Consider the following 16,192-nt stretch of genomic DNA (forward strand, 5'->3'; position numbering starts at 1 on the left):
CCGGGGAAGTCGTACTTGGAGAGCAGCTCGCGCACTTCCATCTCGACGAGCTCGAGGAGCTCGGGGTCGTCGACCATGTCGCACTTGTTCATGTAGACGACGATGTAGGGCACGCCCACCTGGCGCGCCAGCAGGATGTGCTCGCGCGTCTGCGGCATCGGACCGTCGGCGGCCGACACCACCAGAATGGCACCGTCCATCTGCGCCGCGCCGGTGATCATGTTCTTGACGTAGTCGGCGTGGCCCGGGCAGTCGACGTGCGCGTAGTGGCGCTTCTCCGTCTCGTATTCGACGTGCGCGGTGTTGATCGTGATCCCACGGGCCTTTTCTTCCGGCGCCGCGTCGATGTCGTCGTACTTCTTCGCCTCGCCGCCGTAGTACTTCGACAGCACCGTCGTCAGCGCCGCCGTCAGCGTCGTCTTCCCATGGTCCACGTGACCGATCGTGCCCACATTCACGTGCGGCTTGGTGCGCTCGAACTTCGCTTTTGCCATCGTATTTCCCCTTGCAAACGTGATAAAGAAAAACCGCTCACTTCCGGCTGTTGATCACCGCCTCGGCAACGGACTTGGGCGCTTCGGCGTAGTGCTTGAATTCCATCGAGTAGGTGGCACGCCCCTGGGTGAGCGAACGCAGCTGGGTGGCATAACCGAACATCTCGGCGAGCGGCACCTCGGCACGAATGGACTTGATGCCACCGGGAAGGTCGTCCATACCCTGGATGACGCCGCGGCGCCCGGAAAGATCGCCCATGACGTTGCCCATGAACTCTTCGGGGGTCTCGACTTCCACCGCCATGATGGGTTCGAGCAACACCGGATTGGCCTTCTTCATCCCTTCCTTGAAGGCGATGGAACCAGCCATCTTGAAGGCATTCTCGTTGGAGTCGACTTCGTGATACGAACCGTCGAAGAGAGTGACCTTGACATCGACCACCGGGAATCCAGCGAGCACGCCGCTTTGCAGCGCTTCCTGCACGCCCTTGTCCACCGCCGGGATGTATTCACGGGGTACGACGCCGCCCTTGATGGCGTCGATGAATTCATAACCCTTGCCCGCTTCGTTCGGTTCGATGCGCAACCAGACGTGACCGTACTGACCACGGCCGCCGGTTTGCTTGACGAACTTGCCTTCCTGTTCGACCGATTTGCGAATGGTTTCGCGGTAGGCCACCTGCGGCGCACCGACGTTGCAATCGACGTTGAACTCGCGGCGCATACGATCGACGATGATCTCGAGATGCAGCTCGCCCATACCGGAGATGATGGTCTGACCGGATTCCTCGTCGGTACGCACGCGGAAAGATGGATCTTCCATCGCCAGGCGCTGCAGCGCAATGCCCATCTTCTCCTGGTCGCCCTTGGTCTTGGGCTCCACGGCGACGTGGATCACCGGCTCGGGGAAGACCATGGATTCGAGCTTGATCGGCGCGCCCGGATCGCACAAGGTCTCGCCCGTGGTGACTTCCTTCAGACCCACGGCGGCGGCGATGTCACCGGCGAGCACTTCTTTGATTTCGTTGCGCTCGTTGGCGTGCATCTGCAGCAGGCGGCCGATGCGCTCTTTTTTGTTCTTGTTGGCGTTGAGCACGGTGTCACCGGAGTTGAGCGTACCGGAATAGACGCGCAGGAAGGTGAGCTGACCGACGAAGGGGTCGGTCATCAGCTTGAACGCCAAGGCGCAGAATTTCTCGTCGTCGGCCGCACGGCGCTCGACGACGTTGCCGTCGAAATCGGTTCCCTGCACCGGCGGGATGTCGACCGGCGAGGGCAGGAATTCGATCACGGCGTCGAGCATGCGCTGCACGCCCTTGTTCTTGAAGGCCGAGCCGCACAGCATGGGCTGGATCTCGGTGGCGATGGTGCGCAGCCGCAGCCCCTGGACGATCTTGGCCTCGGGCAGGTCGCCGTTTTCGAGGTACTCGTTCATGAGCTCCTCGCTCGCCTCGGCGGCAGCCTCGAGCATCTTCTCGCGCCACTCCTGCGCCTGATCCTTCAGTTCGGCGGGAATGTCGCGGTATTCGAATTTGGTGCCCTGGGAAGCCTCGTCCCAGACGATCGCTTTCATCTTGATGAGATCGACCACGCCGGCGAACGAATCCTCGGCCCCGATGGGGATGACGATCGGCACGGGGTTCGCCTTGAGGCGGGCGCGCATCTGCTCGTAGACCTTGAAGAAATTGGCCCCTTGGCGGTCCATCTTGTTGACGAAAGCCAGACGCGGCACCTTGTACTTGTTGGCCTGACGCCACACGGTCTCGGACTGGGGCTGCACGCCGCCCACGGCACAGTAGACCATGCAGGCCCCGTCGAGCACGCGCATCGAGCGTTCGACTTCGATGGTGAAGTCGACGTGCCCCGGGGTGTCGATGATGTTGAACCGGTGCTCGGGGAACTGCATGTCCATGCCGCGCCAGAAACAGGTGGTGGCGGCGGAAGTGATGGTGATGCCCCGCTCCTGCTCCTGTTCCATCCAGTCCATGGTGGCGGCGCCTTCGTGCACCTCCCCGATCTTGTGGTTGACCCCGGTGTAGAACAGGATGCGTTCGGTGGTCGTGGTTTTACCGGCGTCGATGTGCGCCGAGATACCGATGTTACGGTAGCGTTCGATGGGTGTTTTGCGTGCCACGTCGTTTCCCGCCAAGAATTCCAAAATATCGTTCGTCGAAAACGCAAAAGCGGGCCAGCCTCGATGGGGCCCGCCGCGCCATGGATTTAGGATCAATAACGGTAATGCGCAAAGGCCTTGTTCGCCTCGGCCATGCGGTGAACCTCGTCACGCTTCTTCATGGCGGCACCACGCCCTTCGGCGGCCTCCAGCAGTTCATTGGCCAAGCGCTGCGCCATGGATTTTTCGGAGCGCTTGCGCGCCGCATCACGCAGCCAACGCATCGACAAGGCGAGGCGCCGCGACGGCCGCACTTCCACCGGCACTTGATAATTGGCACCACCGACACGACGACTCTTGACTTCGACCACCGGCTTGACGTTTTCGATCGCCGCACTGAAAACCTGCAGAGGATCTTTCCCCCCCTTGGCGGCGATCGCCTCGAAGGCGCCGTAGACGATACGTTCGGCCACGGACTTCTTGCCCGAGACCATGATCACGTTGATGAATTTTGAGACGTTCTGGTTGCCGAACTTCGGATCCGGCAGAATCTCACGCTTGGGAACTTCACGACGACGGGGCATTTCGACCTCTCGCGATTTCTAGATGACGTTTCGAACCGATCAGGCTTTCTTGGGACGCTTGGCACCGTACTTCGAACGGGCCTGTTTGCGGTCCTTGACGCCTTGAAGATCGAGCGAGCCGCGGACGATGTGGTAGCGCACCCCCGGCAGGTCTTTCACCCGGCCGCCACGGATCAGCACCACCGAGTGTTCTTGCAGGTTATGCCCCTCACCTCCAATGTAGGCGATGACCTCGTAGCCGTTGGTGAGTCGAACCTTGGCGACCTTACGCAAGGCCGAGTTGGGTTTTTTCGGCGTCGTGGTATAGACGCGGGTGCACACTCCACGCCGCTGCGGGCAGGATTCCAGCGCCGGAGCGGCGCTCTTCTCCCGGACGCGGGTACGCGGTTTGCGCACGAGCTGGTTGATCGTCGGCATAGTTTCTTTTCCTTCGTTGGCGATTCGGCGACCCGACTACGATTGGCCGGTTCGATAAACGCGCGATGTTATCTTGAAAAGGGGTGTGCGTCAAGCACACCCCATCGTTCTCATCCTTCGGCCTGACTCGAGGCGGCCCCGGTCGTGATCTGCGCCCAGGCGCTCTCGGCCGACTGCGCCTGGGTGCGCTGACGACGCGCCCGGTGATGCGCCAAGCCCGTACCCGCGGGAATGAGCCGCCCGACGATGACGTTCTCTTTGAGCCCGCGCAGCTCGTCGCGCTTGCCCATGATCGCGGCTTCGGTGAGCACCCGCGTGGTTTCCTGGAAGGAGGCCGCCGAGATGAAGGAGTCGGTGGACAAAGACGCCTTGGTGATACCGAGCAGCACGTTCTCGAATCGCGCCGGGATCTTGCCCTCTTTCTCCAGACGAGCGTTTTCGATCAGCACGTCCGAGCGCTCGACCTGCTCCTCACGCAGGAAACGGCTGTCACCGGGATCGGTGATGACGACGCGACGCAGCATCTGCCGCACGATCACCTCGATGTGCTTGTCGTTGATCTTCACCCCCTGCAGGCGATAGACGTCCTGCACCTCGTCGATGACGTAGCGCGCGAGCGCCTCGACGCCTTGCAGACGCAGGATGTCGTGCGGATCGACCGGTCCATCGACGATCAGCTCACCCCGGTTGACGACCTGGCCATCGTGCACCAAGAGACGCTTTTCCTTCGGGATGAGAAACTCGTGGGTGGTGCCGTCCGGCTCGGTGAGGATGAGGCGCTGTTTGCCCTTGGTCTCTTTGCCGAACGAGACCGTGCCGGTGACTTCGGCGAGCATGCCGGCATCCTTGGGCGAACGGGCTTCGAAGAGCTCGGCCACGCGCGGCAGACCCCCGGTGATGTCCCGGGTCTTGGCCGATTCTTGAGGAATACGGGCGAGCACCTCGCCCACGCCGACATACTGCCCTTCACGCACCGTGATGATGGCGCCCACCGGGAAAGTGAGCATGAAGGGATGATCGGTCCCGGGAATGCGCACATCGTTGCCCGCCTCGTCCTGTAGGCGAATCTGCGGCCGTCCGATCTTGGCGCTCGATCCGCGCTGCTTGGCATCGATGACCACCAGGGTCGACAAACCGGTGACCTCGTCGACCTGCTTGGCGACCGTGATGCCTTCTTCGACGTTGTCGAACCGCACCGTGCCAGCGTATTCGCTGATGATCGGCCGGGTGTGCGGATCCCAAGCGGCGAGTTTGACCCCCGCCTTGACCACCTGGCCATCATCGATGTACAAGGTCGCGCCGTAAGGTACCTTGTGGCGCTCGCGCTCACGGCCGGCATCGTCCAGGATCAGCACTTCGGCCGAGCGGGCGATGACGATCTTTTCTCCGCGCTCGTTGACCACGTAGCGCATGTTCGAGGAGAAACGCACCGTCCCGCCGGACTTGGCCTCCACTCCCGAGACCGCGGCCGCTCGTGAGGCGGCACCACCGACGTGGAAGGTCCGCATGGTGAGCTGGGTACCCGGCTCGCCGATCGACTGTGCGGCGATGACACCGATCGCCTCTCCGACGTTGACCAGACCACCACGCCCCAGATCGCGCCCGTAGCACTTGGCGCACACGCCGAAGTGGGTCTCGCAGGAAAGCGGGCTACGCACCTTGACCTCGTCGATCCCTTTCTCGTCGATGAGCGCCACGAGTTTCTCGTCGAGCAGCGTACCCGCCTCGATGAGGGTGGCCTGCGTATCCGGATCGATGATGTCGTCGGCAGCCACACGCCCGAGGATACGGTCGCGCAGCGGCTCGATGACCTCGCCCCCTTCGATGAGGGCCTTCATGGCAAAGCCTTCGTGGGTGCCGCAATCTTCTTCGGTGACGACCAGATCCTGGGTGACGTCGACCAGGCGCCGCGTGAGGTAACCGGAGTTGGCGGTTTTGAGTGCCGTGTCGGCCAGACCTTTACGCGCGCCGTGCGTCGAGATGAAGTACTGCAGGACGTTGAGCCCCTCGCGGAAATTGGTGGTGATGGGGGTTTCGATGATCGAGCCGTCGGGCTTGGCCATGAGGCCGCGCATGCCGGCGAGCTGACGGATCTGGGCAGCAGAGCCGCGCGCGCCGGAGTCGGCCATCATGTAGATGGAGTTGAAGGATTCCTGCTCGATCTCCTTGCCATCTTCGGTGACGATCTTCTCCTTGGCCAGTTGCTCCATCATCGCTTTGGCTACTTGATCGACCGCCGTACCCCAGATGTCGACCACTTTGTTGTAGCGCTCGGCCGCCGTCACCAGACCCGAAGCGTATTGTTGGGCGATTTCCTTGACCTCTTCCTCGGCCTTGCGGATGATCTCCTCTTTCTGCGGCGGAACGAGCATGTCCTTGATGGCAATGGAAATGCCGCCGCGGGTGGCGAGCTGATAGCCGGTAGTCATCAGCTTGTCGGCGAAGATCACCGTGGCCTTGAGCCCGCAATTGCGGTACGCATGGTTGATGAGCTTGGAGATGGTCTTTTTCTTGAGCGGCTGGTCGATGAGCTCGAACGGCAAGCCGGGGGGCAGAATCGAGGAGAGGATCGCCCGGCCGACGGTCGTCTCTCGCCGGGTGATGCGCTCGATCGGCTCACCGTCGGGGCCGAGGTCGTACTCCTTGATGCGCACGGTGATGCGAGCGTGCAGCGATACCACCCCCGTCTCGAAGGCACGCTTGACTTCGGCGACGTCGGCAAACATCATGCCGCTGCCCTTGGCCACAGCCGATTCGCGCGTGGCATAGTAAAGACCCAGCACGATGTCCTGCGAGGGGACGATGATGGGTTCACCGTTGGCAGGCGACAAGACATTGTTCGAGGCGAGCATCAGGGTGCGCGCCTCGAGCTGGGCTTCGAGCGACAACGGCACGTGCACGGCCATCTGGTCGCCGTCGAAGTCGGCGTTGAACGCCGTACACACCAGCGGGTGCAGCTGGATCGCCTTGCCCTCGATCAACACCGGTTCGAAGGCCTGGATGCCCAGGCGGTGCAGGGTCGGGGCGCGGTTGAGCAGCACCGGGTGCTCGTAGATCACCTCTTCGAGGATGTCCCAGACCACCGGCTCCTGGTTCTCCACCATCTTCTTGGCCTGCTTGATGGTGGTGGCGTAGCCGAGTTTCTCCAGCCGGTTGAAGATGAAGGGCTTGAAGAGTTCGAGCGCCATGAGCTTGGGCAGGCCGCACTGGTGCAGCTTCAACTGCGGACCGACGACGATGACCGAGCGGCCGGAGTAGTCGACGCGCTTACCGAGCAGGTTCTGACGGAAGCGCCCGCCCTTGCCCTTGATCATGTCGGCGAGCGACTTGAGCGGCCGTTTGTTGGGCCCGGTCATCACCTTGCCGCGACGGCCGTTGTCCAGCAGCGAATCGACCGCCTCCTGCAGCATGCGCTTCTCGTTGCACACGATGATGTCGGGCGCCTTGAGCTCGAGCAGGCGCTTGAGGCGGTTGTTGCGGTTGATGACACGGCGATAGAGATCGTTGAGGTCCGAGGTGGCGAAGCGCCCGCCGTCGAGCGGCACGAGCGGGCGCAGGTCGGGCGGCAGCACCGGCAGCACCTCGAGGACCATCCATTCGGGGCGCATTCCGGTCTTGTTGAAGGCCTCCAACACCTTGAGCCGTTTGCTGAGCTTCTTGATCTTGGCATCCGACCCCGTGGTCTCGAGCTCGCCGCGCAGCTTCTCGATCTCGCGCTTGATGTCGAGCGTGCGCAGGAGTTCGCGGATGGCCTCGGCCCCCATCATGGCGACGAAATCGTCGCCGTATTCCTCGAAGGCGGCGTGGTACTGCTCTTCGGTCATGAGCTGGCCGCGGTTGAGCGGCGTGAGTCCCGGCTCAATGACGACATAGGCTTCGAAGTAGAGGACGCGCTCGATGTCGCGCAGCGTCATGTCGAGCACCAGGCCGAGGCGGCTCGGCAGGCTCTTCAGGAACCAGATGTGCGACACGGGCGAGGCCAGTTCGATGTGGCCCATGCGCTCGCGGCGCACGCGCGCCACGGTCACTTCGACGCCGCACTTCTCGCAGATCACGCCGCGGTACTTGAGCCGCTTGTACTTGCCGCACAGGCACTCGTAGTCCTTGATCGGGCCGAAGATCTTGGCGCAGAAAAGGCCGTCGCGCTCGGGCTTGAAGGTGCGGTAGTTGATGGTCTCGGGCTTCTTGACTTCGCCGTAGGACCACGAGCGGATCTTCTCCGGCGAGGCGAGCCGGATGGTGATCGCATCGAACTCGTTTTCCTGAGGCAGCGACTGTTTGAACAGGTCGGCGAGCAAGCTAGTGCTAGTCATGGATGAGTTCTCCTGGCGGGATCATTCCGCCTGATCAATAGCGTTCCAGATCGATGTCGAGCGCAAGCGAGCGGATTTCCTTCAACAGCACGTTGAAGGACTCGGGCATGCCGGCGATGATGCGGTGCTCTCCCTTGACGATGCTCTCGTAGACCTTGGTGCGGCCGACCACGTCGTCGGACTTGACGGTGAGCATCTCTTGCAGGGTGTAGGCCGCGCCGTAGGCTTCCAGTGCCCAGACTTCCATCTCGCCGAAGCGCTGGCCGCCGAACTGCGCCTTGCCGCCGAGCGGCTGCTGCGTCACCAGCGAGTACGGACCGGTGGAGCGCGCGTGCATCTTGTCGTCGACCAGGTGGTGCAGCTTCAGCATGTGCTTGTAGCCCACCGTGACCGGACGCTCGAAGGGCTCGCCCGTCTGACCGTCGTAGAGCGTGACCTGTTCGGTCCCTTCGATGCCGGCGAGCCGGAAAATGGCGGCGATGTCCTCTTCCGTGGCCCCCTCGAAGACGGGCGAAGCGAAAGGCACGCCTTTTTCGAGGTTGCGCGCCATCTCGAGGAGTTCCTCGTCGCTGAGCTCGCCGAGCGCCTCGCGGTGACCGCGTTCGTTGTAGATCCGCTCGAGGAATTCGCGCACTTCCTGCACCGTGGCCTGGCGACGCAGCATCTCACCGATGCGCTCGCCCAGCGCCCGTGCTGCGCGGCCGAGGTGGGTCTCGAGGATCTGGCCGATGTTCATGCGCGAGGGCACGCCCAAGGGGTTCAGGACGATGTCTACCGGGCGGCCGTCGGCCATGAAGGGCATGTCCTCCACCGGCACGATCTTGGAGACCACCCCCTTGTTACCGTGGCGGCCGGCCATCTTGTCACCGGGCTGCAGCCGCCGCTTGACGGCGAGATAGACCTTCACCATCTTGAGCACACCCGGGGGCAATTCGTCCCCTTGGGTGAGCTTGCGGCGCTTGTGCTCGAACGCTTCGTCGAAGGCCTTGCGCATCTTCTCGAGGCCGTCGCGCACGGCTTCGAGCTGCGCGGCGAGCGTTTCGTCCTCGACGCGGATGTCGAACCACTGATACGGTTCGAGGGAATCGAGATAGGCCTCGTCGATCACGCTGCCTTTGGCCAGACGCTTGGGACCGCCGTTGGCCTTCTGGCCGACGAGCAGACGGCGCACACGCTGGAAAGCGTCGCGCTCGAAGATGCGCATCTGGTCGTTGAGGTCCTTGCGATAGGCCCGTAGCTGGTCGTCGATGATGGACTGCGCCCGCTTGTCGCGCTCGATGCCCTCACGGGTGAAGACGAGCACGTCGATGACGGTGCCGCTCATGCCGGTGGGCACGCGCAGCGAGGAGTCTTTCACGTCGGAGGCTTTCTCGCCGAAGATCGCCCGCAGCAGTTTTTCTTCCGGCGTGAGCTGGGCTTCGCCCTTGGGCGTGACCTTACCCACCAGCACGTCGCCCGCCTTGACTTCGGCGCCGATGTGGATGATGCCGGATTCGTCCAGACGCGTGAGCTGCGCTTCGCCCAAGGAGGCGATGTCGCGCGTGATCTCCTCGGGACCGAGCTTGGTGTCGCGCGCCACCACCGTGAGCTCCTCGATGTGGATCGAGGTGAAACGATCCTCGGCCACCACGCGCTCGGAGATGAGGATGGAATCCTCGAAGTTGTAGCCGTTCCACGGCATGAAGGCCACGAGCACGTTCTGCCCCAGAGCGAGCTCGCCGAGGTCGGTCGAGGCCCCGTCGGCGATGATGTCGCCGGCAGTAATCACATCACCCTTGCGCACGATGGGGCGCTGGCTGATGTTGGTGTTCTGGTTGGAGCGCGTGAACTTGGTGAGGTTGTAGATATCGACCCCGACTTCGCCCGGAGAGGTTTCGTCGTCGTGCACGCGCACGACGATGCGCTTGGCGTCGACGTAGTCGACCACCCCGCCGCGGCGTGCGCGCACGACCGTGCCGGAGTCGGCTGCGGCGATGCGCTCCATGCCGGTACCCACCAGCGGTTTTTCGGGGCGCAGGCAGGGCACGGCCTGACGCTGCATGTTCGCGCCCATGAGCGCACGGTTGGCGTCGTCGTGTTCGAGGAAGGGAATGAGGGAGGCGGCCACCGAAACGATCTGCTGCGGCGCCACGTCCATCAACTGCACCTGCTCCGGCGGCACCATGACGAATTCGCCCTTCTGCCGGCAGGAGACGAGCGCGCCGGTGAGCCGGCCTTCGGCATCGACTTCCGAGTTCGCCTGGGCGATGACATAGGAACCTTCCTCGATGGCCGACATATAGACCACCTCGTCGGTGACCCGGCCATCGACCACCTTGCGGTACGGCGTCTCGATGAAGCCGTACTTGTTGGTGCGGGCATAGACCGCCAACGAGTTGATGAGGCCGATGTTGGGGCCTTCAGGGGTCTCGATCGGGCACAGGCGTCCGTAGTGCGTCGGGTGCACGTCGCGCACTTCGAACCCGGCACGCTCGCGCGTCAAGCCACCAGGGCCGAGCGCCGAGACCCGTCGCTTGTGCGTGATCTCGGAGAGCGGGTTCGTCTGGTCCATGAACTGGGAGAGCTGGCTCGAGCCGAAGAACTCCTTGATCGCCGCCGAGATCGGTTTGGCGTTGATGAGGTCGTGCGGCATGAGGTTTTCCGCCTCGGCCTGCACCAGACGCTCCTTGACGGCCCGCTCGACCCGGGCGAGCCCGGTACGGAACTGGTTCTCCGCGAGTTCCCCGACGCAGCGCACGCGACGGTTGCCCAAGTGGTCGATGTCGTCGACTTCACCATGGCCATTGCGCAGCTCGACGAGGAGCGCGATCACGGCGATGAGGTCTTCGTCGTCCAACGTCCCTTTGCCTTCGGCACCTTTCGGGCCGACGCGCTCGAAGAAACGCTTGATCCAGTCGGGCGAATTCGGGTCGAGCTGCTCGAGCGGCGGATAGGCGCGGCTGTTGAACTTCATGCGCCCCACCGCCGAGAGGTCGTAGCGATCGGGCGAATAGAAGAGACCCTGGAAGAGGTTTTCGACCGCTTCCTCGGTGGGCGGCTCGCCGGGACGCATCATGCGGTAGATCGCGACCTTGGCCGACCAGGCGTCGGTGGTATCGTCCAGCCTCAGGGTCTGCGAGATATAGGGGCCGCGGTCGAGGTCATTGACGAGCAGGGTCTGGAATCCCTTGAGCGAGGATTGACGCAGGCGCTCGACCACCTCTTCGGTGATCTCGTCGTTGGCGCGCGCGATGATCTCGCCGGTTTCGGGGTCGACCAGGTCACGGGCGACGATGCGCCCCAAGAGGAATTCGTCGTCGACCGCCACTTCCTCGATGCCCGCACGCTTGAGGTCGCGCACGTTCTTGGCATTGATGCGCTTGTCTTTGGCGATGATGACGTTGCCGTCGGCGTCGCGAATCTCGAAGCGGGCGATCTCACCACGCAGGCGCTCCGGCACGATCTTGTAGTAGAAACGCCCGTTCTCGATCCGGAAGTCTTCGAAATCGTGGAAGGTCTCGAGGATCTGTTCGGTCGTCATGCCGATGGCGCGCAGCAGCACCGTGACCGGCATCTTGCGGCGACGGTCGATCCGGAAGTAGAGGCAATCCTTGGGATCGAACTCGAAGTCGATCCAAGAGCCACGATAGGGAATGATGCGCGCCGAGAAGAGTAGCTTGCCGGAAGAGTGGGTCTTGCCCTTGTCGTGCTCGAAGAAGACGCCGGGCGAGCGGTGCAGCTGCGAGACGATGACACGCTCGGTTCCGTTGATGATGAAAGAGCCGTTCTCGGTCATGAGCGGAATCTCGCCCATGAACACTTCCTGCTCCTTCACTTCCTTGACCGTCTCGTAATTGGTGGCCTTGTCGAGCAACACCAGGCGCACGCGCGCGCGCAAGGCGGCACAGTAAGTGAGCCCGCGCAGCTGGCATTCCTTGACGTCGAACACCGGTTCACCCAGAAAATACTGCACGAATTCGAGCCGGGCATTGCCGGTGACGCTGACGATGGGGAAGATGGAGTTGAAGGCTGCCTGCAGTCCTTTGTTCTCACGCTGCTCGGGCGGCACTCCGAGCTGGAGGAATTCGGCGTAGGAATCGACCTGGGTGGACAGCAAAAACGGCACATCCAAGACGGGCTTTTGCTTGGCAAAGCTCTTGCGGATGCGTTTCTTTTCGGTGTAAGAGTACGCCATGAGTGCTCCAGGCAATGTCAGACGTGGGGGAGGAAACAGGACTCAGCCCGCCGAAGACGGGCTCGGTGCTGCCTTCTCACGACACAAGCGCGAAAAGGCTGACGCCCTGTGGGCGCCAGCCTCCAGCACGGCTTCGGGGCGATTACTTGACCTCGACCTTGGCACCGGCGGCTTCGAGCTCTTTCTTGAGTTTCTCGGCTTCGTCCTTGGAAACGCCTTCCTTGACGGGCTTGGGCGCGCCGTCGACGAGGTCCTTGGCTTCCTTGAGGCCGAGGCCCGTGGCCGCACGCACAATCTTGATGACTTCGACTTTCTTCGCACCGGCTTCTTGCAGAATCACGTCGAATTCGGTCTTCTCTTCGGCAGCAGGCGCGGCAGCGGCCCCGCCGGCGGCAGGCGCTGCGGCCACGGCCACGGCCGCAGCGGCGGAGACGCCGAATTTCTCTTCCATCGCCTTGATGAGCTCGGAGAGTTCGAGCACCGACATGCTGGCGATCGCGTCAAGGATTTCTTCTTTCGTCAAAGCCATGATTCACTCCTGATGGGTTTGGCCTGAATGGCAAAAAGGGGTAATGAAGGGTCAAGCGGTCTCTTTCGCGTCGCGCACCGCGGCGAGCGTGCGCACGAACTTGCCGGGCACCTCGTTGAGCGTGCGCACGAACTTCGCGATCGGCGCCTGCAGCGTGCCAACCAAGGTCGCGAGCAGCTCTTCGCGGCTCGGCATGGACGCCAGGGCTTTCACTCCCGCCACGTCGAGCGGATAGTTGGGCATGGCGCCGCCCTTGATCACGAGCTTTTCGGCATCCTTCGCAAAGTCGTGCAACACCTTGGCACAGGCCACCGGATCTGGAGCGATGCAGTAGATCAGGGGGCCGACGAGGCGATCGGCCAGGCACTCGAAGGGAGTCCCGGCAATCGCCCGACGCACCAGGGTATTTTTCAGCACGCGCAGATAGACGCCCGATTGGCGGGCCCTCTTGCGCAGCTCGGTGATTTGCGCGACATCGAGACCACGGTACTCGGCAACGACGATCGCCCCCGCCCCGGCCACCTGGGCCGCGACTTCGGCGACTATCGCCTTTTTCTCGTCGAGATTGAGTCCCACGGTCTACTCCTACGGTTACTGCACCCCGTTTCCGGGGTGCGCCACGGCGACCTTCATCAGGAGCGGCTCCGGCGAACCGGAAGGTTCCTGCTTCGGGTGACGCCATCTACGCTGGGCGCATCGCAACGATGCGTTTGAGGCGAACCCCCAGCGGTCTTTGACAACCCGCCGCGACGGCATGCCATCGCGACGGCCCAAAGTTCTGTTTTATGCCTGCACGGCCGAGGCCGGATCGACCTTGATGCCCACGCCCATCGTGCTCGAGACCGCAACCTTGCGCAGATAGGAGCCTTTCGCCGCTGCCGGCTTGGCTTTCATCAGCGCGTCGATGAGCGCTTTGGCGTTTTGCTCGAGCGCCTCCACGGGGAAGGAGGCACGGCCGATCGGGGCGTGCACGATGCCGTTTTTATCGGTACGGAACTGCACCTGACCCGCTTTGGCGTTCTTCACCGCGGTGGCGACGTCGGGCGTGACCGTGCCGACTTTCGGGTTCGGCATAAGGCCACGGGGGCCGAGGATCTGACCGAGCTGGCCGACCACGCGCATGGCGTCGGGCGAGGCGATGCAGACGTCGAAATCGATCTTGCCCGCCTTGATCTGCTCGGCGAGGTCATCCATGCCGACCAGATCGGCTCCGGCAGCCTTGGCCTCTTCGGCCTTGGGTCCTTGAGCGAAAACGGCCACACGCACCGACTTGCCGGTTCCGGCGGGCAGCACCACGGCGCCCCGCACGACCTGGTCGGATTTGCGCGGATCGACGCCCAGGTTGACGGCGATGTCGATCGATTCGTCGAACTTGGCCAACGCCGTTTCCTTGGCGAGCGAGAGCGCCTCGCTCAAGGCATAAGCGCGGTTGCGATCGACCTTTTCCTTCAGGGCACGCATGCGTTTGCTGAGTTTGGCCATGTCACACCCCCTCCACGGTCACGCCCATGCTGCGCGCCGAACCAGCGATGGTACGCACGGCCGCATCCAGGTCCGCCGCAGTGAGATCGGGCATCTTGGTCTTGGCGATCTCCTCGAGCTGGGCTCGTGTGATGGTGCCCACCTTGTCGACGTGCGGCTTGGACGAGCCCTTCTGGACGCCGATGGCCTTCTTGATGAGAATGGTGGCCGGCGGCGTCTTCATCACGAAGGTGAACGACTTGTCCGAATAAGCGGTGATGATCACCGGGATCGGCAGGCCGGGCTCCATCCCCTGGGTCTTGGCATTGAAAGCCTTACAAAATTCCATGATGTTGAGACCGCGCTGGCCGAGCGCGGGGCCGATCGGGGGGCTGGGGTTGGCCTTGCCCGCCGGCACTTGCAACTTGATATAGCCGACGATTTTCTTCGCCATGAATGATGACTCCTAAATGTGAGTGCAAACGCCGCCCATTTGGGCGGCTCCTCGGGGTGCGGCAGTGCCGCGGTTTCTCAGGTCTTCTCGACTTGGGAAAATTCCAGTTGAACCGGGGTGGCGCGACCGAAGATGGTCACGGCCACGGTGAGGCGGCTGCGCTCGTAGTCGACCTCTTCCACCGTGCCCATGAAATCAGCGAACGGCCCTTCCTTGATCCGAACCACCTCGCCCGGCTCGAAGACGATGCGCGGACGCGGCTTCTCGCCGCCTTCCTGCATCTGCTGCAGGATCTTCTCGACGTCGCGCTCGGGAATGGGGGCCGGCTTGGTGGGCGTGCCGCCGATGAACCCGGACACCTTGGGCAAAGATTTGACCAGATGCCACGTGTCGTCGTTCATCTCCATCTCGACGAGCACGTATCCGGGATAGAATTTGCGCTCGGTCTCGGTCTTCTGCCCCGCACGCATTTCGATGACTTTCTCCACGGGCACGAGAATGCGACCGAAGAGGTCTTCCATGCCGGCACGTTTGATGCGCTCCTGCAGCGCCTTTTGCACCTGCTTCTCGTAGCCCGAATGGGCCTGTACGACATACCAGCGCTTGGCCATCACTTCCACCCAAGGATCAGGTCGTACAAACCCCACTCGAGGGTCTTGTCGACCAACCACAAGAAAATCGCCATCGCGGTCACGAAGGCGAAGACGATCAACGTCGACTGGATCGTCTCTTTGCGAGAGGGCCAAACGACTTTGCGCACCTCGGCCACGGTCCCGCGCGCAAACTCACGAAACTTCGCTCCCGCCTCGGTGGCAAACAACGAGATCCCGCCCGCAGCGAGAACGCCGACCACGACCAGTGCCCCCCTGGCCACGGACGGCAAATCGGCAAAAACATAAAAACCGGCGATGCCGGCAGCCAGCAGCACCAGTGCAGCGATAAATTTGAGGCGATCCATGGATACGACCGTCCGCTAATGAGAAATGGCAGGGGCAGAGGGAATCGAACCCCCAACCTTCGGTTTTGGAGACCGACGCTCTGCCAATTGAGCTATGCCCCTGCGACTGCCGGAAACGACTCCGGCAAAAAACCGGCTTACTCGATGATCTTGGAGACGACGCCGGCGCCGACGGTACGGCCGCCTTCACGGATGGCGAAGCGCAAGCCTTCTTCCATCGCGATCGGGGCGATCAGCTTCACCTCCAACTTCACGTTGTCACCGGGCATCACCATCTCCACCCCTTCGGGTAGCTTGATGGCGCCCGTGACGTCGGTGGTGCGGAAGTAGAACTGCGGCCGGTAGTTGCTGAAAAACGGCGTGTGACGCCCGCCCTCTTCCTTGGAGAGCACGTACACTTCGCACTCGAAGTGCGTGTGCGGCGTGATCGTCCCGGGCTTGGCGAGCACTTGTCCGCGCTCGACGTCTTCGCGCTTGGTGCCGCGCAGCAGCACCCCGACGTTGTCGCCCGCTTGCCCTTGATCGAGCAGCTTGCGGAACATCTCCACGCCCGTGACCGTGGTCTTCTGCGTCGGACGCAGACCGACGATCTCGACTTCGTCGCCCACCTTGACGATGCCGCGCTCGACCCGGCCCGTGACCACCGTGCCACGACCGGAGATGGAGAACACGTCTTCGATCGGCAGCAGGAAGGG

At 62.8% G+C, this 16,192-nt stretch carries 13 protein-coding genes and 1 tRNA gene; all 14 read right to left on the bottom strand.

The window, feature by feature from the left end; all coding sequences use genetic code 11:
* Positions 1 to 494 (bottom strand): GTP-binding protein (locus EPD80_RS11070; protein WP_142810994.1); only part of this gene is annotated, 494 nt, incomplete at its 3' end.
* Positions 495 to 531: 37 nt separating this feature from the next.
* Positions 532 to 2,628 (bottom strand): elongation factor G, encoded by a 2,097-nt coding sequence (gene fusA, locus EPD80_RS11075; RefSeq protein ID WP_142811792.1) that lies wholly within the window; start codon positions 2,626 to 2,628, stop codon positions 532 to 534.
* 92 nt (positions 2,629 to 2,720) lie between these two features.
* Positions 2,721 to 3,191, bottom strand: coding sequence for a 30S ribosomal protein S7 (rpsG, locus tag EPD80_RS11080; protein WP_142803770.1), 471 nt, complete (start codon positions 3,189 to 3,191; stop codon positions 2,721 to 2,723).
* 39 nt (positions 3,192 to 3,230) lie between these two features.
* On the bottom strand, positions 3,231 to 3,608 hold the full coding sequence (rpsL, locus tag EPD80_RS11085) for a 30S ribosomal protein S12 (RefSeq protein WP_142803771.1): 378 nt from the start codon (positions 3,606 to 3,608) through the stop codon (positions 3,231 to 3,233).
* A gap of 110 nt (positions 3,609 to 3,718) precedes the next feature.
* Positions 3,719 to 7,921 (bottom strand): DNA-directed RNA polymerase subunit beta', encoded by a 4,203-nt coding sequence (gene rpoC, locus EPD80_RS11090; RefSeq protein WP_142811794.1) that lies wholly within the window; start codon positions 7,919 to 7,921, stop codon positions 3,719 to 3,721.
* 34 nt (positions 7,922 to 7,955) lie between these two features.
* Positions 7,956 to 12,095 carry a DNA-directed RNA polymerase subunit beta gene (gene rpoB / locus EPD80_RS11095; protein ID WP_142811796.1) on the bottom strand — a complete coding sequence of 1,380 codons (4,140 nt, stop codon included), beginning with the start codon at positions 12,093 to 12,095 and terminating at the stop codon, positions 7,956 to 7,958.
* Between the two features lie 142 nt (positions 12,096 to 12,237).
* On the bottom strand, positions 12,238 to 12,624 hold the full coding sequence (rplL, locus tag EPD80_RS11100; protein ID WP_142803774.1) for a 50S ribosomal protein L7/L12: 387 nt from the start codon (positions 12,622 to 12,624) through the stop codon (positions 12,238 to 12,240).
* A gap of 51 nt (positions 12,625 to 12,675) precedes the next feature.
* Positions 12,676 to 13,200 (bottom strand): 50S ribosomal protein L10, encoded by a 525-nt coding sequence (rplJ, locus tag EPD80_RS11105; protein WP_142811798.1) that lies wholly within the window; start codon positions 13,198 to 13,200, stop codon positions 12,676 to 12,678.
* 207 nt (positions 13,201 to 13,407) lie between these two features.
* Positions 13,408 to 14,106, bottom strand: a complete 699-nt coding sequence (gene rplA / locus EPD80_RS11110; RefSeq protein ID WP_142803776.1) for a 50S ribosomal protein L1 — start codon at positions 14,104 to 14,106, stop codon at positions 13,408 to 13,410.
* Position 14,107: 1 nt separating this feature from the next.
* Entirely contained in the window at positions 14,108 to 14,539 is a 432-nt protein-coding gene (gene rplK / locus EPD80_RS11115; RefSeq protein WP_142803777.1) for a 50S ribosomal protein L11, read from the bottom strand.
* Positions 14,540 to 14,616: 77 nt separating this feature from the next.
* Complete coding sequence (nusG, locus tag EPD80_RS11120; protein ID WP_142803778.1) at positions 14,617 to 15,150, bottom strand: transcription termination/antitermination protein NusG; 534 nt, start codon at positions 15,148 to 15,150, stop codon at positions 14,617 to 14,619.
* A complete protein-coding gene (gene secE, locus EPD80_RS11125; RefSeq protein WP_142803779.1) occupies positions 15,150 to 15,497 on the bottom strand; it encodes a preprotein translocase subunit SecE in 348 nt (115 codons plus the stop codon). Before secE ends, nusG begins: the two co-directional genes overlap by 1 nt.
* A gap of 26 nt (positions 15,498 to 15,523) precedes the next feature.
* A tRNA-Trp gene (locus EPD80_RS11130) sits at positions 15,524 to 15,599 on the bottom strand.
* 35 nt (positions 15,600 to 15,634) lie between these two features.
* The coding region (locus tag EPD80_RS11135) for an EF-Tu C-terminal domain-related protein (protein WP_260677397.1) at positions 15,635 to 16,192 on the bottom strand (558 nt) is incomplete at its 5' end.

The organism is Tepidiphilus olei (assembly GCF_006980705.1).
Lineage (GTDB): Bacteria > Pseudomonadota > Gammaproteobacteria > Burkholderiales > Rhodocyclaceae > Tepidiphilus > Tepidiphilus olei.